21 protein-coding genes and 1 pseudogene are annotated in these 18,903 nt (G+C 67.4%); 14 read left to right on the top strand and 8 right to left on the bottom strand.

What is annotated here, in order from left to right; all coding sequences use genetic code 11:
* Positions 1 to 39: 39 nt before the first annotated feature.
* The 3 genes and pseudogenes from AC5P5V_RS04315 to AC5P5V_RS04325 all read left to right on the top strand — a co-directional run.
* Positions 40 to 318 (top strand): annotated as a pseudogene (locus tag AC5P5V_RS04315) (JAB domain-containing protein); the annotation flags it as partial.
* Between the two features lie 113 nt (positions 319 to 431).
* A complete protein-coding gene (argS, locus tag AC5P5V_RS04320) occupies positions 432 to 2,120 on the top strand; it encodes an arginine--tRNA ligase (protein WP_134968639.1) in 1,689 nt (562 codons plus the stop codon).
* Between the two features lie 21 nt (positions 2,121 to 2,141).
* Positions 2,142 to 3,029, top strand: coding sequence for an SPOR domain-containing protein (locus tag AC5P5V_RS04325; protein WP_180868067.1), 888 nt, complete (start codon positions 2,142 to 2,144; stop codon positions 3,027 to 3,029).
* Between the two features lie 127 nt (positions 3,030 to 3,156).
* Here the strand turns inward: AC5P5V_RS04325 and AC5P5V_RS04330 are convergent, their stop codons facing one another.
* Both AC5P5V_RS04330 and AC5P5V_RS04335 read right to left on the bottom strand, forming a co-directional pair.
* Positions 3,157 to 3,909, bottom strand: coding sequence for an SDR family NAD(P)-dependent oxidoreductase (locus AC5P5V_RS04330; RefSeq protein ID WP_005420523.1), 753 nt, complete (start codon positions 3,907 to 3,909; stop codon positions 3,157 to 3,159).
* Positions 3,910 to 3,997: 88 nt separating this feature from the next.
* Entirely contained in the window at positions 3,998 to 4,486 is a 489-nt protein-coding gene (locus tag AC5P5V_RS04335) for a hypothetical protein (RefSeq protein ID WP_061478751.1), read from the bottom strand.
* A gap of 83 nt (positions 4,487 to 4,569) precedes the next feature.
* Here AC5P5V_RS04335 and AC5P5V_RS04340 point away from each other — a divergent pair, with 83 nt between their 5' ends.
* Positions 4,570 to 5,037 (top strand): YehS family protein, encoded by a 468-nt coding sequence (locus tag AC5P5V_RS04340; RefSeq protein ID WP_134968593.1) that lies wholly within the window; start codon positions 4,570 to 4,572, stop codon positions 5,035 to 5,037.
* Here AC5P5V_RS04340 and AC5P5V_RS04345 read toward each other — a convergent pair.
* The gene (locus tag AC5P5V_RS04345) at positions 5,006 to 5,893 is read right to left on the bottom strand and encodes a LysR substrate-binding domain-containing protein (RefSeq protein ID WP_134968594.1); all 888 of its coding nucleotides are present in this window, start codon (positions 5,891 to 5,893) and stop codon (positions 5,006 to 5,008) included. The two genes, AC5P5V_RS04340 and AC5P5V_RS04345, sit on opposite strands and share 32 nt — an antisense overlap.
* Before the next feature lie 143 nt (positions 5,894 to 6,036).
* On the opposite strand from AC5P5V_RS04345, the gene AC5P5V_RS04350 reads away from it, so the two are divergent.
* Positions 6,037 to 7,185, top strand: coding sequence for an MFS transporter (locus AC5P5V_RS04350; protein WP_331275681.1), 1,149 nt, complete (start codon positions 6,037 to 6,039; stop codon positions 7,183 to 7,185).
* On the opposite strand, the gene AC5P5V_RS04355 is transcribed toward AC5P5V_RS04350, so the two are convergent.
* A complete protein-coding gene (locus tag AC5P5V_RS04355) occupies positions 7,182 to 7,880 on the bottom strand; it encodes a TorF family putative porin (RefSeq protein WP_072168709.1) in 699 nt (232 codons plus the stop codon). The two genes, AC5P5V_RS04350 and AC5P5V_RS04355, sit on opposite strands and share 4 nt — an antisense overlap.
* Before the next feature lie 178 nt (positions 7,881 to 8,058).
* On the opposite strand from AC5P5V_RS04355, the gene AC5P5V_RS04360 reads away from it, so the two are divergent.
* A complete protein-coding gene (locus AC5P5V_RS04360) occupies positions 8,059 to 8,448 on the top strand; it encodes a DUF6165 family protein (RefSeq protein WP_049414316.1) in 390 nt (129 codons plus the stop codon).
* A gap of 6 nt (positions 8,449 to 8,454) precedes the next feature.
* On the opposite strand, the gene AC5P5V_RS04365 is transcribed toward AC5P5V_RS04360, so the two are convergent.
* Both AC5P5V_RS04365 and AC5P5V_RS04370 read right to left on the bottom strand, forming a co-directional pair.
* A complete protein-coding gene (locus AC5P5V_RS04365) occupies positions 8,455 to 9,132 on the bottom strand; it encodes a response regulator transcription factor (RefSeq protein WP_134968596.1) in 678 nt (225 codons plus the stop codon).
* A gap of 190 nt (positions 9,133 to 9,322) precedes the next feature.
* Positions 9,323 to 9,895 carry an OmpO family porin gene (locus tag AC5P5V_RS04370; RefSeq protein WP_134968597.1) on the bottom strand — a complete coding sequence of 191 codons (573 nt, stop codon included), beginning with the start codon at positions 9,893 to 9,895 and terminating at the stop codon, positions 9,323 to 9,325.
* 277 nt (positions 9,896 to 10,172) lie between these two features.
* Here AC5P5V_RS04370 and AC5P5V_RS04375 point away from each other — a divergent pair, with 277 nt between their 5' ends.
* A complete protein-coding gene (locus tag AC5P5V_RS04375) occupies positions 10,173 to 10,532 on the top strand; it encodes a DUF1428 domain-containing protein (protein WP_134968598.1) in 360 nt (119 codons plus the stop codon).
* 15 nt (positions 10,533 to 10,547) lie between these two features.
* Here AC5P5V_RS04375 and AC5P5V_RS04380 read toward each other — a convergent pair whose 3' ends face one another.
* On the bottom strand, positions 10,548 to 11,240 hold the full coding sequence (locus AC5P5V_RS04380; RefSeq protein WP_231352483.1) for a hypothetical protein: 693 nt from the start codon (positions 11,238 to 11,240) through the stop codon (positions 10,548 to 10,550).
* Positions 11,241 to 11,346: 106 nt separating this feature from the next.
* The gene (locus tag AC5P5V_RS04385; RefSeq protein WP_134968599.1) at positions 11,347 to 12,222 is read right to left on the bottom strand and encodes a histone; all 876 of its coding nucleotides are present in this window, start codon (positions 12,220 to 12,222) and stop codon (positions 11,347 to 11,349) included.
* 489 nt (positions 12,223 to 12,711) lie between these two features.
* Between AC5P5V_RS04385 and AC5P5V_RS04390 the strand changes: the two genes are divergently transcribed.
* From AC5P5V_RS04390 to AC5P5V_RS04420, 7 genes are all read left to right on the top strand, one after another.
* A complete protein-coding gene (locus AC5P5V_RS04390) occupies positions 12,712 to 14,145 on the top strand; it encodes a Do family serine endopeptidase (RefSeq protein ID WP_019661805.1) in 1,434 nt (477 codons plus the stop codon).
* Positions 14,146 to 14,246: 101 nt separating this feature from the next.
* Positions 14,247 to 14,612: a hypothetical protein gene (locus AC5P5V_RS04395; protein WP_010486932.1), complete on the top strand. Its 366-nt coding sequence runs from the start codon at positions 14,247 to 14,249 to the stop codon at positions 14,610 to 14,612.
* 8 nt (positions 14,613 to 14,620) lie between these two features.
* The gene (locus AC5P5V_RS04400; RefSeq protein ID WP_004153834.1) at positions 14,621 to 15,091 is read left to right on the top strand and encodes a phage holin family protein; all 471 of its coding nucleotides are present in this window, start codon (positions 14,621 to 14,623) and stop codon (positions 15,089 to 15,091) included.
* The gene (locus AC5P5V_RS04405; protein ID WP_061478759.1) at positions 15,088 to 15,549 is read left to right on the top strand and encodes a hypothetical protein; all 462 of its coding nucleotides are present in this window, start codon (positions 15,088 to 15,090) and stop codon (positions 15,547 to 15,549) included. Before AC5P5V_RS04400 ends, AC5P5V_RS04405 begins: the two co-directional genes overlap by 4 nt.
* Before the next feature lie 67 nt (positions 15,550 to 15,616).
* A complete protein-coding gene (locus tag AC5P5V_RS04410) occupies positions 15,617 to 16,726 on the top strand; it encodes an AI-2E family transporter (RefSeq protein ID WP_061478760.1) in 1,110 nt (369 codons plus the stop codon).
* A gap of 31 nt (positions 16,727 to 16,757) precedes the next feature.
* The gene (locus AC5P5V_RS04415; protein ID WP_053499497.1) at positions 16,758 to 17,477 is read left to right on the top strand and encodes an HAD family hydrolase; all 720 of its coding nucleotides are present in this window, start codon (positions 16,758 to 16,760) and stop codon (positions 17,475 to 17,477) included.
* Between the two features lie 3 nt (positions 17,478 to 17,480).
* Positions 17,481 to 18,848: a leucyl aminopeptidase family protein gene (locus tag AC5P5V_RS04420; RefSeq protein ID WP_134968600.1), complete on the top strand. Its 1,368-nt coding sequence runs from the start codon at positions 17,481 to 17,483 to the stop codon at positions 18,846 to 18,848.
* Positions 18,849 to 18,903 lie beyond the last annotated feature (55 nt).

Genomic DNA, 18,903 nt, shown 5'->3' on the forward strand with positions numbered 1-18,903 from the left:
ATCAATTACATACTAAACGTCCATACCTCTCGTTCTAATGTGTGCGCCGGCACCATCAATGCCGCCCCGGTCTACCCCCGCGAGGTGGTGCGGCGAGCCCTGCTGCACAACGCGGCAGCAGTGATCCTCAGCCACAACCACCCCTCCGGCGACCCGGAACCCTCCGGCGCCGATACCCGGATCACCGATGAACTGCAGCAGGCGCTGGCACTGGTGGACGTACGCCTGCTGGACCACTTCGTGGTCGGCGAAGGCCGCCCCGTTTCGTTTGCTGAACGAGGCCTGCTGTCCCCGCCCCAGCCACGCCTGTTCGGCTGAGCGGGCCTGACCAGGGCCGGGCAGGAACCCCCGCAGGCATGCTCTGGTCAGCGTGGGCGCGGGCATCTGCGCTAAAATGGGCGATTCCGCCGCTCATTCTCACAGCAGGCCTCGTGAAAAATCTCCTCCGCGCCCTGATCAGCCAAGGCATCGAAGCCTTGCGCGCCAATGGCACCCTGCCCGCCGACTCCCTGCCGCCGGACTTCGTGGTCGAGCGCCCGAAGACCCGTGACCATGGCGACTTCGCCACCAACGCCGCGATGCTGCTGGCCAAGGCCGCGCGCAGCAATCCGCGCGCACTGGCTCAGGCGCTGGTCGAGGCGCTGCCGCGCAGCGAGGACGTCAGCAAGGTCGAGATCGCCGGCCCCGGCTTCATCAACTTCCACCTGGCTCCGGCTGCGTACCAGCGCGAAGCCGCGTCGGTCATCAAGGAAGCCCACGACTACGGCCGCAACCTGTCCGGCAACGGCCGCACGGTGGGCGTGGAGTACGTGTCGGCCAACCCGACCGGCCCGCTGCATGTCGGCCATGGCCGCGCGGCGGCGATCGGCGACTGCGTGGCCCGCGTGCTCGATGCCAACGGCTGGAACGCCAAGCGCGAGTTCTACTACAACGACGCCGGCGTGCAGATCGAGAACCTGGCGCTGTCCACCCAGGCGCGGATCAAGGGCATCGCGCCGGACCAGGACGGCTGGCCGGAAGGCGGCTACCGCGGCGAATACATCGCCGACGTCGCCCGCGCCTACATGGCCGGCGCCAGCGTCGACCTGGAAGGCAGCACCGTGGTCGGCGCCAAGGACCCGGACGACATGCAGGCGATCCGTCGCTTCGCCGTGGCCTACCTGCGCAACGAGCAGAACCTGGACCTGGCCGCCTTCGGCGTCGACTTCGACATCTACTTCCTGGAAAGCTCGCTGTACGCCGATGGCAAGGTCGCCGAGGCCGTGGCCAAGCTGCAGGCCTCCGGGCACACCTACGAGGAAGGCGGCGCGCTGTGGCTGCGCAGCACCGATTTCGGTGACGACAAGGACCGCGTGATGCGCAAGTCCGACGGCACCTTCACCTACTTCGTACCGGACGTGGCCTACCACCTGTCCAAGTGGCAGCGCGGCTACGAACGCGCGATCACCGAACTGGGCGCCGACCACCACGGCTCGCTGGCGCGCGTGCGCGCCGGCCTGCAGGCGCTGGAAGTGGGCATCCCGCAGGGCTGGCCGGAATACGTGCTGCACCAGATGGTCACCGTCATGCGCGGCGGCGAGGAAGTGAAGCTGTCCAAGCGTGCCGGCAGCTATTTCACCCTGCGCGACCTGATCGACGAGGCCGGCCGCGATGCGACCCGCTGGTTCCTGATCGCGCGTAAGCCCGATTCGCAACTGACCTTCGACATCGACCTGGCCCGCCAGCAGAGCAACGACAATCCGGTGTTCTACGTGCAGTACGCGCACGCCCGCGTCTGCAGCCTGCTGCGCCAGGCCCAGGAAAAGGGCCTGGTGTACGAGCAGGGCAATGGCCTGGCCAATCTGGGCCGCCTGGCCGACGATGCCTCGCTGGGGCTGATGAACGAGATCTCGCGGTATCCGGAAGTGGTGGAAGCGGCCGGCGTGGCGCTGGAGCCGCACCTGGTGGCGCAGTACCTGCGTGAATTGGCGCATGCCTTCCACACGTGGTATCACGGGACGCCGGTGCTGGTGGACGACGCCACCGATCGCAACGCCAAGCTGACCCTGGCCTGCGCGGCGCGCCAGGTGCTGGCCAACGGCCTCGAACTCCTGGGCGTGAGTGCCCCGGAAAAAATGTAAGCATCAGGAGACGCAGTACACATGGCAGCACGACGCGGCAAAACCCAGGCACGACGCAACAGCAGCAGCCAGGGCACCCCCGGATGGGTGTGGCTGGTGGCCGGTGTGGCGATCGCCGCCGTGGTGTTCCTGGCGGCGCCGAACCTGTTCAAGGGCGAAGGCGATGGCTTCCTGCGTGCCGGTCCGCAGCCGAACCCGAATGCGCAGCCGGCCCCGGTCGCTGATGCCGACAGCGATGTCGGCAGCCAGCCGGCCGCGCAGCCGGCCACGCCGAAGCCGGCCGAACCGGAGAAGCCCGCCGCGACGCAGTACGACTTCTACACCCTGCTGCCAGGCAAGGAAGTGGAAATGTCCGACGCCGAACTGGCCGCCAGCGCGCGTGCCGAAGACCAGCGCCGGGCCAAGGCCGAAGCGTCGCGCGCGCAGGCCGCGCTGGAGGGCAAGCCGGTACCTCCGGCGAGCACGGCCACGCCGGCACCGACCGCAACGGCCAGCGTCGCAAGCACTGCGCCGGTAACCGCGACCAACCGTCCGCTGCCGGCACCGCTGAACGAGCGCCCGGCCGCGGCAACCCCGTCGGCCAGCACGGCGGCCTCCACTCCAGCGCCGCGCGCGGAAAGCGCGCCCGCCGCGTCGGCACCGCCGGCATCCGCTGCTGCACCGGCGGCCGCCGACAACGCCCGCTACATCCTGCAGGCAGGAGCCTTCGGTGCTTCCGGTGACGCCGAAGCCACCAAGGCCAAGCTGGCCATGATGGGCCTGGCGGCACGCGTGGAGTCGGCGCAGATCAACGGCAAGACCGTGTACCGCGTGCGCATGGGCCCGTATGGCAGTGCCGGCGAGTTGTCCGAAGCCAAGCAGAAGCTGGATGGCACCGGCCTGCAGGCGATGGCGATCAAGGCGCAGTAAGCCTGCCGATGTGAATGAAAAAGCCGGGCAGTGCCCGGCTTTCTTGTTTCTGTAGAGTCGAGCCATGCTCGGCTGAATCCAGACGAAGCCGAGCATAGGCTCGGCTCTACAGGACCCGCGAAGCAGGTCAGCCCTCGCGGGCCACCTGGAAGCCGGCAAACGACTGGCTGACCGGCATCAGTTCAAGGCGATTGATGTTCAGGTGCGGCGGCAGGCTGGCTACCCAGAAGATCTGCTCGGCGATGTCTTCGGCGGTCATCGGGTTGGCGCCGCTGTACAGCTTGTCCGAGGCATTCTGGTCGCCATGGGTGCGTACCACGGTGAATTCGGTTTCGGCCATTCCCGGCTCGATCGTGGTCACGCGCACGCCGGTGCCGTGCAGGTCCGAACGCAGGCCCAGCGAGAACTGGCTGACGAAAGCCTTGGTGCCACCGTAGGCGTTGCCACCCGGGTACGGGTAGACGCCGGCCACCGACGAGATGTTGATGATCGCGCCCTTGCGCTCCACCAGCTGCGGCAGCAGGCGATGGGTCAGGGTCACCAGCGCGGTGATGTTGGTGTCGATCATCGTGGTCCAGTCCGACAGCGTGGCGCTCTGTGCCGGCGCGGTGCCCTGCGCCAGGCCGGCGTTGTTGACCAGCAGGTCGATCTCGCCAAAGGCCGGCGGCAGCGCCAGCAGGGCCGCCTCCATCGCCACCGCATCGCGGATGTCGAAGGCGGCGGCGTGCACCACGTCCTTGCCGTAGCGCTCGACCAGCGGCTGCAGGCGTTCGCTGCGGCGGCCCGTGGCGATCACTTTCCAGCCGGCCTGGGCGAAGCGGTGGACGGCGGCGGCGCCGAAGCCGGACGTGGCGCCGGTAATCAGGACAGTGCGGGTCATCAGGCAACTCCAGGGGGGAAAAACCGGACGCCCATTCTGGCATTCCCGGCCCGTCCTGAGTTGCCCGCCGTCCAGTCGTCCCCCCGGCTCAACGCACGCGAAACACTCTGGCCTTGGGCAGGTCTTCGTCGACCTGCAGGAACCAGCGCCCGGCAATTCCTGGAACAACGGCGATCTGCGGCGACTGCAACACCGTGCGCAGCTTCATCTGTCCCTTCATCACCTGCCATTGCTGGCCGTTATCAAGGGTGAACAGCGTGCCGGGCTGCCAGCCTGCGACCTCTCCGACCACACGGGCACTGACCGGTTCGTCATCCAGGCCCAGATGCATTGCTGCCGGTGCCGGCACATTGGCAGGCAGCGGCGCAGCGACCGGGGCCACCGCTGCCGTCGACGCGGCGGCCGTGCTCTCTGCCTCGCGCAGTACCCGGTTCAACGCCTGCAACTGCGCTGGACTGAGCCCGACCTCGGCCAGTTGGGATGCACTGAGGCGCCGCTCGACGGGTACGAAGCGGTCCTGGGCGAAGGCAGCGAAGCTGCCGGCGAGCAGTAGTGCGGAAAACAGATACCGGCGCATGCAAGGGTCCCAGCGAACGAGTGCTCACGATGCTGCAGTTCGATGACAGTCCGGTGACACGCCAGGGGCCGGTACAATGGGCCATGATCAACAATGATGTCCTGCGCAGCGTGCGCTATTCCCTGGACCTGGGTGACCAGCACGTGGTCGCCCTGTGCCAGACGGCCGACCCGGCCTTTGCCGTGGATACCGGGCAGGTGAAGGCCTGGCTGCGCCGTGAGGACGAACCCGGTTTCGAGGCGATGAACGACAGCGCGCTGGCGCACTTCCTCGATGGCCTGATCGTGCACCTGCGTGGCCGCGACGAGAGCCAGCCGCAGCGCGCAGTGGAAACCCGCATCGACAACAACCTGGTGCTGAAGAAGCTGCGCGTGGCGTTCCAGCTGCGCGACGTGGACCTGATGGAGATCTTTGCCAGCGCAGGTTTCAATGTGTCCAAGTCGGAAGTGGGCGCGCTGTTCCGTCAACCCGGGCACGCCAATTACCGGCGTTGCCTGGACCAGATGCTGCGCAACTTCCTCAAGGGCCTGAGCCTGCGCCTGCGCGGCTGAGCACGGCGTCGACGAACGCCCGCGCCGCTGGTGTCGGCAGGCGCTGCCAGACCAGGTGCACGCGCCGGGTCGGGGTCGGCTGCAGCGGAATCTGCACCACACCCTGGAACCCATCGGCGATCAATGCCGGCACGATGCCGACCGCCAACCCATGGCGGACGAAGCGCTCGACCAGTTCCATCAGGTTGACCTCGAAACGGACCGTGTGCGGCAGTCCGGCTGCGGCAAAAGCATCATCGGTCTGCCGGCGTGCGCCGGTGCCGCGCGGGAAGTCGACCAGTGCTTCATCCTGCAGTGCGGCCAATGGCAGCCGCTTGCGTCCGGCCAGCCGGTGCGATGGCGCCAGTACCGCTACCAGATCCTCCTCCCGCAGCACCTGATGGCAGACACCGTCCAGCGCTGCCGAAGGCGCCAGGCCGACCAGTGCCACATCCAGCGCGCGCGACTGTACCTGCGCGATCAGGTCCTCGCTCTTGTCCACGCGCAACTGGAACTCCACCTGCGGGTGCACGCGCTGGAAGGCCGCCAGCATCGCCACAACGTCGATTCCGGTCAGCGAGGAAATCTGCCCGATGGCCAGCAACCCACGCACTTCGCCACTGACGGCGGCCACGTCGGCGCGCAGGTGGCGCAGGCTGGCCAGCACCTGGCGTGCGTGCACCAGCAACGCCTCGCCGGCGGCGGTGGCCCGCACCTGGCGCGGCAGGCGCTCGAACAGCGTGGCACCCAGTTCCTGTTCCAGGTGGGCGATCTGGTGGCTGAGCGCAGACTGCACCACGTGGCAGCGCTCGGCGGCACGGGTGAAATTGCTTTCTTCGGCCAGCGCCACGGCGAACTCGAGCTGCTTGAGGTTCATACAACTATCTTGTTTTCAGATGGCATGGATGATGATGATTCATTTCCATCATGCTCGCAGCAGGCGGACACTGTGCCCCCCGCTTCCTGGAACATCGCGTGAGCCCGTCCCTTCCCCCTCTGCACCGTTGGCAGGTGCTGCTGATGTCGGTCGCCACCGGCGTGGCCGTGGCCAGCAACTACTATGCGCAACCGCTGCTGCACACCATCGCCGACGCCTTCGGCGTGCCGTTCGGCCAGGTCGGCATGGTGGTTACCGCCGCGCAGCTGAGCTATGCCGCCGGCTTGATCCTGCTGGTGCCGCTGGGTGACCTGTTCGAACGCCGCCGCCTGATCGTGGTGATGAGCCTGCTGTCGGCGGGCGGACTGGTGATCAGTGCCTGCGCACCGTCGCTGACCTGGTTGCTGGTGGGCACTGCGATCACCGGCCTGTTTTCGGTGGTGGCCCAGGTACTGGTGCCGTTCGCCGCCACGCTGGCCGCGCCGGAACACCGCGGCCGCGTGGTCGGAACATTGATGAGTGGCCTGCTGCTGGGCATCCTGCTGGCGCGTACCGTGGCCGGCCTGCTTTCCAGCCTGGGCGACTGGCGCCTGGTGTATGCGATCGCCGCTGCCACCCTGGTGCTGACCGCACTGGCATTGCAGCGCGGCCTGCCGCGATTCCACCACAGCGCCGGCCTTGGCTATTTCGCATTGCTGCGCTCGATCGGCGTGCTGTTCGTGCAGGAACCGGTGCTGCGCCAGCGCACGCTGCTGGGCGCCTGCAGCTTCGCCATGTTCGCGATCTTCTGGACCCCGCTCGCGTTCCTGCTGGCACAGCCGCCGTATGCCTACAGCGACGCCACCATCGGCCTGTTCGGGCTGGTCGGCGCGGCCGGCACACTGGCGGCCGGCCTGGCTGGCCGCATGTCCGACCGTGGCCAGACCGGGCGTGCCACCGCCATTGCACTGCTGCTGTTGCTGCTGTCGTGGCTGCCGCTGGGGCTGTCCGCACACTCGCTGCTGGCATTGCTGATAGGCGTGGTGGTGCTGGACCTGGCCGCGCAGCTGTTGCACGTCAGCAACCAGAACCTGATCTACGCGCTGCAACCGGCGGCACGCAACCGCCTCAATGCCGGCTACATGACCGGCTATTTCATCGGCGGTTCGCTGGGTTCGCTGCTGTCTGCGCAGGTCTACCAGCGCTTCGGCTGGACCGGCGTCTGCGTGGCCGGCGCTGCCGTGGCTGCGCTGGCCCTGCTGCTGTGGCTGCCCGGCGCGCTGCGCGCGCGCCAGGCGTCGCTGGCCGACTAGAAGCTGCCCTGCAGCGCCAGCTCCCATCGCCCACCGGCGTTGCCGGGGAACAGGCGCTTGGCTGCGTTGTCCGTGTCATGCACGGTGGCGCGCAGTTCCCATGCCGGGGTAAGCGAGGCGATGGCACTGAGCTGCCCATGCAGGTAGTCCGGGCCCTGCGCGGTGGCCAGCCAGTACTGGCCCACCGCTGCTTCCAGGCGGAGGCGTTCGTGCAACGGCACACGCACACCCAGCTGGGCATAGGTACCGCGATGGCCACCGGCCAACGCATCGTTGGAATGGGCGACCTGCAGCCAGGCGCGCTGCTTCCAGGTCAACGTGGTGTTGAGCTCGGTCCAGTCCAGCGCGCGGCCGGTGCCCGGGTACACGTAACGGGTCAGGTTGGCATCCAGGCTCCAGTCCGGTGCCAGTGCGCCGGACCAGCCCGCCACCAGGTCGAACTCGCTGCGCGCGCCATTGTCCGGCTTGAACGAAACGTTGGACCCCCACACGCTGGCGTACCATCCCGACGGGATCGAGACCTTCGCGCCGGCCTGCACCGCCGGGTCGCCATCGCTCTGCGAGCTGCCACGCCACACGTAGTCGCTGGTCAATGCGGCACTGCCACTGGCCTGCACCTGTGCCTGCGCGCTGCCGATCCCGAGCAGCCCTGCCAGGGCGGCCACCAGCGCCGCCATCATCCCCTTGCTGTTCACTGCACTGTGTTCCTCGTCGAAGGCGGTCGCGCCGCCGGGACGGCAGTGTCGGGTGCGCCGCCGTAACGGATCGAGGGTGCTGCCCGGCCTGCGGCGCAAATTCGGCGTAAATCCCGTGGATGGAGGCTACGCGCCAGCCGCGCGGTATCATGGCGCCTCGTTTCCAGGAACCAACCACGTGGACGCCATCCTGACCCCGGTATCGATCGGCGAGCTGATCGACAAGATCACCATTCTCGAGATCAAGGCCGAGCGCATCGATGATGCTGCCAAGCTGGCCAACGTGCGCACCGAACTGGATGGCCTGTTGCCCTTGCTGCAGCAGCAGCTGCAGGCGCAGCCGGCATTGGACGCGCTGAAGCAGCAGCTGAAGGCGATCAACGAGCGCATGTGGGACATCCAGGACCAGCTGCGCGACAAGGAAGCGGCCCAAGTGTTCGACGATGCATTCATCCAGCTGGCACGCGGTGTCTATGGCACCAATGGCGAGCGCGTGCAGGTGAAGAACGAGATCAACCGCGTGGCCGGTTCGGCCCTGGTGGAAGAAAAGCAGTACCAGGGCGAATAAGCCGGCTTATCCGCATTCGAGCAGGTGCCGGATGCGGAACAGCTCACCATCGCTGTGGATGCCCAGCTTCTGGTAGGCCGTCCGCTTCTGCGTGCTGACCGTGCTGGCTGTGCGCCCGAAGTGCCGCGCCACCTCCCCGGTGGTGCAGCCCTGCAGGACCAGCCGGAGCACCTCGCGCTCGCGTCGGCTCAAGGGCGTGAGCACCGGCGCCTGTGTGCGCCGCATGCGCGATCGGCTCAACTGCGTGCGCAACTCCGGGGGCACGAAGCGGCCGCCACGCGCCAGTACGTCAACTGCGCGCCGCAGCATCTCCGGCGTGGTCCCCTTGGACAGAAAGCCGCGCGCGCCAGCCTGCATCGCCATGGTTACCGTGCTGACATTGCAGTGCGCAGACAGCACCAGCACCGGCAGCAGCGGCCAGCGCCGCGACAACAGCCGCAACAGGGCCAGGCCCTGTTCGGGTCCGCACGGCGCCAGCAGGTCGATCAGCAACAGGTCGATGCCATCCGGCTGGCGCTGCAGCAGATCGAGCAGATCACCTTCGCGGGTGAAGCTGCCACAGACCTGCACGCCACCGTGCTGGCAAAGCACCACCTCCACCCCCAGGCGCAGCACGGGATGCGGCGCCAGCATTGCCAGGCGGCGGGGCCGATCGAGGGGCAGAGCGGGAACGGCAGGCGGCATCACATGGATCCGACGGTACGAAGTGCCCACCGTAGGCCCGCGCGGGGAGCAGCGGAATCCAATTTATTGCAACGCAGCAGCGGCCCCGGAACATGCTCAGCTGCGGTTTCGGGTCGTCACAACGCAACAGGCCCGGCATGCGCCGGGCCTGTCGAGGCATCTTCAGCGCGCAGGCGCGCCGAGGAAGCTATTACCAGCTGAAACGCGGGCCGACGGTGTATTCCTTGTCGCCGTCGCGGTTCATCTTCAGCTCGCCATTGATGCCCCAGTTCTGGTTCAGCTTGACCTGGCCACCCAGGCGACCGTACCACTGGCCTTCCGGATTGACGCCGTGCTTCTTCGAGAAATCTTCGTAGCCGACCATGCCGTAGACTTCGGCGTGGGCACCGAAGGCGGTGCGGATACCCGCTTCAGCGCTGTAGCCGTTGAAGTCCAGGCCGTGCTTCTGGTCGCGCTTCTGGTAAGCAACGCGGGCAACGAAGTCGGTGGTCGGGGCGATTTCAACGTTGTAGCCGGCGCCGATCTTCCACTGGTCCAGCTTGATGTTGGTGTGGTCGATTTCCTGGCGGCTGTACTCACCGAAAGCGTGGAAGTTCGGCAGGAAGCCGTACGAACCCTTCACGCCCCAGCCGTCGGCCTTGAACGCGTCGATGTCGGTCTTGGCGTAGTCGGCTTCGGCGTAGTTGTACGACAGGTTCTCAGCAGCCGAGGCGGTGAACGGCAGGGCAGCGGCCAGGGCCAGAGCAATCAGCGAATTCTTCATGGGGGTACACCTTTTACTTTCTTATGGTGTGCAGCAGCGCCAAGGCGCCATCGCATCGGGAATGTAAATTCTCCGTTATTCGCCACAACGCTCCCTGAAAACAGCGTTCTTCGCATTGCTGAATTTTTTGGCTTGATTCAGGCTGTCTCTGGCATACGCGCGCGGCGCGCGTGCATTTTCAGGTTTCCTCACGATCCACCGCTGTCGATCCCCGATCCCCTGGTTCGTCGTGTAATTGAAGGCCGTGCATGCGGCACGGTCCATCCGGAGGCTGGCAATGAGCTACATCGATGGTTTCGTCCTGGCGGTGCCCACCGCCAACAAGGAGAAGTTCCTCGCCCATGCACGCACAGGAAATCCGGTCTTCATCGAGTACGGGGCACTGCGCGTGGTCGAGTGCTGGGGCGATGACGTGCCGCACGGCAAGACCACCGACTTCTTCGGCGCAGTGAAAGCCACGCCGGACGAGACGGTGGTGTTTTCCTGGATCGAATGGCCGGACAAGCCGACCCGCGACGCCGGCATGAAGAAGATGATGGAAGACCCGCGGTTTGATCCTGCGAAGAATCCGATGCCGTTCGACGGCGCGCGGATGATCTACGGCGGCTTCGTGCCGCTCTACGAGCTGACGCGCTGAACCGGGCGGACGTGCTCAGCGCGCGTCCGTTTCATCGCTGGCAGACGCATGGCCGGCGCCCAGAGCGGCGCCGGCGCCGAGGCCGACACCCCCCATGCCAGCGCCCATTCCGCTACCGCCACCTCCTCCACCCGCACGACCGCCCTTGGCATCGCCCTCGTTGCGGCCCTTGCCGCCGCCACTGGCGGCACCCGGCCGGGTCGGCCCCTGCGGCGGTATCTGCAGGTCGGCCGGAATCGGCGCCAGATCCAGCGCTTCGCGCACGAAGTCGCGCAGCGAGACCACCAGTTCGTGGGTATGTACCGGCCGCCCCTGTGCCAGTTCATTGGCGGCACGCGCGGCCAGCCGCACCTGTTCGTCGGTGCCCAGCAACAGGATGTCCGAGAGCGCGGCCTCGACCGCATCGCGGATACGGCGCGTTCGATCCGAACGCGGTTCGGCGATGCCTTCGGCCGCTTCGCGCTGGCGCAGATCGCGGCGATGGCTGGGATCCACGCCCAGTTCACCAGTGAATGAACCGCCCAGGGTCTTGTAGGCCGCCATCAGCGTGCGCAGCCGTTCGTTGATCTGCCGGTTCTCGCGCTCGCGACGCTGCTGCAGGGTCTGCATCACCAGCAAGCGGATGCCCACGCCCAGCAGGGTGATCAGGACCAGGCCGGCCAACGTGGACAGCACGCCCTGCCAGGAACTGAAATCGATACCGCGCATGCTGGGGCTCCGGCGGGAAGAACCTGCATCTTGCCCCAGACCGCGTCCCAGAAACGCGAAAGGCCCCACCACCCCGGGGGTGGCAGGGCCTTCGGTCACGGCGCGATTACTTGCGCTTGGCGACCTTGCGCACGGCCTTCTTGGCCGGAGCCTTCTTGGCCGGAGCCTTCTTGGCGGCGACCTTCTTCAGCGGCGCAGCCTTCTTGGCGACGACCTTCTTGGTCGCAGCGACCTTCTTGCCGACAGTCTTCTTGGCAGCAGTGGTCTTCCTGGCAACGGCCTTCTTGGCGACGGCAGCCTTCTTGCCCACAACCTTCTTGGCGGCAGCGGTCTTCCTGGTGGCGACCTTCCTGGTGGCGGCAGCCTTCTTGCCGACAACCTTCTTCGCAGCCACAGCCTTCTTGCCAGCGACCTTCTTGGCGGCGACGGTCTTCTTGGCCACAGCCTTCTTGGTGGTGGCGACCTTCTTACCAACCACCTTCTTGGCGGCCGCGGTCTTCTTGGCAACGGTCTTCTTCGCGACAGCAGCCTTCTTGGTGGCGGCCTTCTTCACGGTGGCGACCTTCTTGCCGGCAGCCTTGGTGGCGGCCTTGGTGGTCTTCTTGGCAGCGGCGGCCTTCTTGGTCACGGCCTTGCCCGCAGCCGCCTTCTTCTTCGCCACTTCCTTCTTCAGGGCAGCAGCTTCGGCCTTGGCGTTCTTCTTGGCGGCTTCCAGCTTCTTCCTGGCGTTGGCAACCGTCTTGCCGACCGACTTGGCAGCCTTCTCGGCCTTCTTGGCAACGGTCTTCTCGACCTTGGCCACGGCCTTCTTGGCCTTGGCAACGCGGGTACCGGCAGCCTTGCTGGCGCGCTTGACGGTCTTCTTGACCGACTTCACTGCGTCTTCGGCAGCGTGGGCGATGGTCTCGCCGACGTTGGTGGCGGTTTCTTTCACGTTCTCGACAGCGTCGGTCACGACCGACACACCATTACCGTTGCTCATGTTGCCCTCCTGCGGGCCTTAAGTATCAAAACGGGGCGATGCTATACCGACATTGACGATCGTGGAACGGGGCATGTGCCAGCAATCGCATCTGTTGCGACGCCGATGGTGTACGCAGCAGCCCCTGTTGCCACCTTCGGTTCGCAGCAAACCCCTTTTTTTCAGTGCTGCGCTACGCGAACCCAGCATTGTCTGACCGTCGTCGCGCGCACGTGCACGGAGGCAGCGTCCGGCATCCGTCGTGGCGCATTGCGGCGCCCGCCTGCGCGGAACTGCGCACGTATCCGCCTGTGCCAGTGCGGCGCGCGTTGGCCTTGAGTGCCGCACCCATCACCTGCCCGGGTGTCGCCACAACCGCGTTTTGGCCCCTGCGCCCCCCCTTCGAGGCACCCGTTTTCATGGCGCATTTATCCAGATCGCGACACACTCATTCAGCTTGTTCTACCGTAGGGCCGTACCGCCCCCACCCACGCCAGCGAACCGACTCCCATGCGACCGCTTCCTACCCTGCTCACGCTCGCAATCGCCGCCGCCTTCGGTGGCTTCGTTGCCACCGGCATCAATGCCCACATGGACAACCGTGCCGACGCCGCGCCGCTGCCGGCGGTGTTGCCGACCACGGCGGCCTTGCCGGCTTCGGTGGCCGGTCAGGCGGTACCGTCGCTGGCACCGATGCTGGAAAAGGCAATGCCGGCGGTGGTCAGTGTCAATACCAAGCAAGTGGTGCGCGTGCGCAACCCCTTCTTCAACGACCCGTTCTTCCGCCGCCTGTTCCCGGACATCCCGCAGGAACGCATCAACGAATCGCTGGGCTCGGGCGTGATCATCGACGCCAAGGAAGGCCTGGTACTGACCAATCACCATGTCATCGACAACGCCGATGACGTACAGGTGACACTGGCCGACGGGCGCACGGTCAAGGCCGAATTCCTCGGTTCGGACCGCGATACCGACATCGCGCTGATCCGCATTCCGGCGCAGAACCTGACCGACATCAAGCTCGGCAACAGCGACCAGCTGCGCGTAGGCGACTTCGTGGTGGCCATCGGCAACCCGTTCGGCTTCAGCCAGACGGTCACGTCCGGCATCGTCTCGGCGGTGGGCCGCAGCGGCATCCGCGGGCTGGGCTACCAGAACTTCATCCAGACCGATGCGTCGATCAATCCGGGCAACTCCGGTGGCGCGCTGGTCGACCTGCAAGGCCAGCTGGTCGGCATCAATACCGCCAGCTTCAACCCGCAGGGCAGCATGGCCGGCAACATCGGCCTGGGCCTGGCGATTCCTTCCAACCTGGCGCGCAGCGTGGTCGATCAGCTGGTCAAGCACGGCGTTGTGGTGCGCGGCACGCTGGGCGTGGAAAGCCAGAACCTGACCGCGCAGATCGCGCAGGGCCTGGGCCTGGGCGAAACCCGCGGTGCGCTGATCACCCGCGTGCTGGCCGGTTCGGCCGCCGCCGCAGCCGGGCTGAAACCGGGCGACGTGGTGGTGTCGGCCAACGGCCAGCGCGTGGACAGCGCCGAGGCCCTGCACAACGTGGAAGGCCTGGCGGCCGTCGGCAGCGCGATGACGCTGGACGTACGCCGCGAAGGCAAGCCACTGCAGATCAAGGCGACGCTGAAGGAACAGGCGCGCGCGGTCACCGGTGAGAGCCTGGACCCGCGCCTGACCGGTGCGACCTTCGTCGACCTGCCCGAGTCACTGCGGCAGTCGGGGGTCGGCGGCGTGCTGGTCAGCGAGGTCAAGCGCGGCAGCCGCGCCGCCAGCAACGGCCTGCAGCAGGGCGACATCATCACCGACGCCACCGTGGGCGAATTCGCCGACCTGGCCAGCTGGCGTGCCAATTTCCAGCAGCGCCCGCCGACCCTGGTGGTGCGCGTGCTGCGCAACAATGGCCAGCAGCAGGGCCAGCTCGTGATGCGCTGATCGCCCTGCCGTAACACCCCCTATACCCCGGCAATGCTATTGCTGTCCGTCCAGGTCGGCACCGCCGACACCCGTTCCCCCATCGCAACAGGAGTGATTCGATGAGCCCCACCAATACCGAGAACCTGAAGGAACACCTGGGTGAAGCCGGTTCCCACCTGAAGCAGGCCGCCAGCGCCGCCGGCGGTGCGATCAAGGGCGCCACCGGTGCCGCCACCGACGAACTGCGCATCGGCAAGGCCAACGTCAAGGCTGAACTGTCCGATAGCGCGCTGTCCGGCCTGGCCGCTGCCGAGTTTGGTGGTGCCGCCGCCAAGGAACAGGTCGATGCACTGATGGACAAGGGCAAGGACCTGATCGACAGCGCCGCCGAGTTGATCCGTGAGCGTCCGCTGGCCTCGTTCGGCGTGGCCTTCGCTGCCGGCTGGATCATCGCCAAGCTGGCCCGCGGCAGCAGCGACAAGTAAGCCGCGGCGTGAGCGAAGACAACGCGCAAGCCCCTGATCCGGCGGCTACCCCGCCGCTGGATGAGAGCATCCGCCAGGTCGGCGCGGCCGGTCGTGCCGCTGCCGACTCGGCCAAGCACTCGCTGCGTTCGCTGCGCCGGTTGGCCTCGGCCGACTTCGCGCTGGCTCGCAGCGCATTCGGCCGTGCACTGGCCTGGGCCGGGGTAGCGATCGTATTTGGTGCGTCGGCCTGGCTGCTGATGGCCGCCACCCTCATCGCCCTGCTGCAAAGCTGGGGCCTGAGCTGGCTACAGGCCCTGCTGATCACCTCGCTGCTGAGCCTGGCCGTCACCGGTTATGCGATCTGGCGGGTGTCCTACTTCTTCCACCACACCGGCATGCACGCCACCCGGCGCCAGCTGTCCCGCCTGGGCCTGTTCGACGAGCCCAGCGAAGACGACCCCGATGCCGATGTGCAGCTGCCAGAGGGCAAGCCATGAAGTTCGGTGCGCTGCAGCGGCGGGTGAAGCGCTGCGAACAGGTGGTGACCGTGCGTCTGGTCGAGACCCAGGACCACTGGTCCACGCTCAGCCAGGTCTGGCGCCAGGGCTGGTCGCCACTGCGCATCGTGGTGGTGGGCCTTGCCGGTGGCTTCATTGCCGGCAAGCTGGAAATGCCGGGCAAGGTCAACGGTGCGCGCTGGCTGCAGATGGTCGGTTCGGTCTCGAACCTGTTCGCCAGTGCGCAGGCGGCGTTCGCCACGGCGATGGCGGCGCAGGCGGCGGCCACCGCCGACGATGCGGCCGAAGAAGCCGACAACGCCAGCGAACAGGCACAGGCAGCGGCCTCCGCCGCTGAAGCACGGCCCGCACCGGCAGCGCGAGCTGTGCCGGAGCCGGAACCGGACCTGCGCGAACCGCGCCCGGCCGAGGCGGCCACGGAACTGTCCGAACGTTGATCCATGGAATCCGCCGCGCCGATGGCGGCCGGCGGATAATGCGCTCCCCCTTCCGGCTGATGCGTCGATGAGCGAGTCCTCCCTGTCCCTGTCACCAGCCGATCCGCAGGACCCGGAGGCACCGCTGCCGCCTCCGTCTCGCCCACGCGGGCCGATGTCGCTGGTGGTGCTGGCGACCCTGGCGGTGGGCTACACGCTGTGGGCGGCGCAGGACATCATCCTGCCGGTGCTGCTGGCGATGTTCTTCGCGCTGGTCGGCAACCCGATCCTGCGCCTGCTGCAGAAACTGTGGATTCCGCGCGCGCTGGGCGCGCTGCTGGTCCTCGGCGCCGGCCTGGGCGTGACCGGTTCGCTGGCGGTGCAATTGATCGGCCCGGCGATGGAATGGGCGCAGGAAGCCCCGCAGCAGCTGCGCAAGGTGGCCCGCCAGGTGCAGGACCTGACCAAGCCGGTGCAGCAGGCCAACCAGGCGGCGGAGAACTTCGCGCGCGTCGCCGGCGGCGACAGCAACCACAAGGTGCAGGTGATCCGCACCCAGCTCGACGACCCGTACCGCATGCTGACCCGCGCGCCACGGCTTGCCGCCTCGGTGCTGGCCGTGGTGCTGCTGACCCTGTTCTTCATGATCTACGGGCAGAGCCTGCAGCGCGCGGCGATCGCGCTGTTCCCGAACCGCCAGCAGCAGCGCTTCACCGCCGACATCCTGCGGTCGATCGAGCGCGAGGTCTCGCGCTATGTGCTGACCATCAGCGTGATCAACACCCTGGTCGGGCTGGTGTTCGCTGGCGTGCTGATGCTGCTCGGCATCGGCCTGCAGGAGGCGCTGCTGTGGGGCACGGTGGCCGCGCTGCTGAATTTTGCCCCGTACGTCGGCCCGCTGATCGGGGTGGCACTGATGCTGCTGATGGGCTTCGTGGAATTCCGCGACCCGCTGCAGGCGCTGCTGCCGGCGGCCGCGTACCTGGCCCTGCACACTCTGGAAGGGCAGATGGTGACCCCGATCGTGCTGGGCCGGCGCATGAAGCTGTCGCCGCTGGTGCTGATCCTGGCGCTGATGGTGTTCGGCTGGGCCTGGGGCATGATCGGCCTGCTGCTGGCGGTGCCGCTGCTGGTCTGCATCAAGCTGGTACTGGCACGGCTGGACGGCATGCAGGGCTGGGCACGGCTGCTGGAATGAAAGCCCGCGCGGGCAGGCGTAGAATGGAGGGGTGAATTTCCCCGTCCAAGCCATCACTCTCGACCTTGACGACACGCTGTGGCCGTTCGCTCCGATTGGCGCCCGCATCGACCTGGTCCTGCACGAGTGGATGCGTGAACACAGCCCCGCCACCGCCGCGATGTATCCGGTGGCGGCGATGCGCGAACTGCGCGAGCGCCTGTACCACGCCCATCCGCACCTCCACCACGACCTGAGCGCGCTGCGTCGGCTGACCCTGCACGAAGCGCTGCACGCCAGTGGTGCCAGCCTCGATCTGCTGGAGCCAGCGTACGAAGCGTTCTACGCCGCGCGCAACCAGGTCGAGTGCTATCCCGATGCGATCGATGCGCTGGCGAGGATTGCGGCGCGGGTGCCGGTGGCAGCACTGAGCAACGGCAATGCCGATCTGGAGCGGATCGGCCTGGCCCATCATTTCGCCTTCCAGCTGGGCGCGCGCGAACACGGCGCGGCCAAGCCGGAGGCAAGCATCTTCCATGCCGCCTGCACCCGCCTGGGTGTGGCGCCGGCACAGGTGCTGCATGTCGGCGACCACGCCGAAATGGACGTGGCCGGGGCGATCGCCGCCGGCCTGCGCGGGTGCTGGATCAACCGCGAAGCAGCCACCTGGACCCATCCGAAACTGCAGCCGGACCTGCAGTTCGACACCCTCACCGGCCTGGCCGACTGGTTGGACGCCAACCTCGACGCCGCCGCATCCCGGAGTACCTGACGCATGAGCGAGATCACTGGTTTCACCGCCGACACCGCCGCAGCGCTGCCGCTGTACGTGCTGGACCGCGAGCAGTTCGCCGCCTGGAAGCAAGGCCAACCGGCCGCCACCCAGGCCTGGCTGGCCTCGCAGGGTTTCACTGCCGGTGCGCACAGCGTGGCTTTGCTGCCCGGCAGTGAGGGCCTGGCCGGCGCGGTGATGGGTGTGGGTGATCGCGCCGATGCCTACAGCTATGCGCATGCGCCGCACGCGCTGCCGGAAGGCAGTGTCTGGCAGCTGGCCAATGAACTGCCTGCTGCCGAACAGGCGCTGCTGCAGCTGGGCTGGGGTTTGGGCAGCTACCGCTTCGACCGTTACCGCAAGCGCAACCGCGCCCCGGCGCAGCTGGTGGCCGCACCGTCCGGCGAAGTGGCCGACCTGATCGCCGCCAGCCTGCGCGTGCGCGACTGGGTCAACACCCCGACCGAAGACATGGGGCCGCAGCAGCTGGAAGACGCCGCGCGTGCACTGGCCGATGCACATGGTGCGCAGGTCGAGGCGATCACCGGCGATGAACTGCTGAAGCAGAACTTCCCGGCCATCCACGCCGTGGGCCGCGCGTCGCACCGCGCGCCGCGTCTGGTGGTGCTGCGCTGGGGCAAGGAAACCGACCCGGCACTGGTGCTGGTCGGCAAGGGCGTGTGCTTCGATACCGGCGGCCTGGACATCAAGCCGGCCGACGGCATGCGCAACATGAAGAAGGACATGGGCGGCGCCGCGCATGCGCTGGCCCTGGCCGGCCTGGTGATGGCGCGCGGACTGCCGGTGCGGCTGACCCTGCTGGTGCCGGCGGTGGAAAACGCGATAGGTCCGGATGCGTTCCGCCCGGGCGAAGTGATCGCCACCCGCAAGGGCCTGAGCGTGGAGATCGACAACACCGATGCCGAAGGCCGCGTGATCCTGTGCGACGCGCTGACCTTCGCTGGTGAGCAGAAGCCGGACCTGGTGCTGGATTTCGCCACGCTCACCGGTGCCGCACGCATCGCGCTGGGTCCGGATCTGCCGGCGCTCTTCAGCAACGACGACACGGTGGCGCAGCAGTGGCTGCAGGCCGGCGACGCAACCCGTGACCCGGTCTGGCGCATGCCGCTGTGGCGCCCCTACCTGCGCTATCTGAGCAGCGGCATCGCCGACCTGGCCAATGCCGGTTCGCGCATGGCCGGCTCGGTGACCGCCGCGCTGTACCTGGAGCGCTTCCTGGAAGACAGCCAGCGCTGGGCGCACCTGGACGTGTACGCCTGGAACGACGGCGAACGCCCGGGCCGTCCGGCCGGTGGCGAAGCGCTGGCGCTGCGCTCGGCCTGGGCGATGCTGAAGGCGCGTTACAGCTGATCGGGTGGATGCCGACCTTGGTCGGCACGCCGTCCCCGGCAAATCTGACGAAAAA

This window comes from Stenotrophomonas sp. YJH_SMC_130, assembly GCF_059369035.1.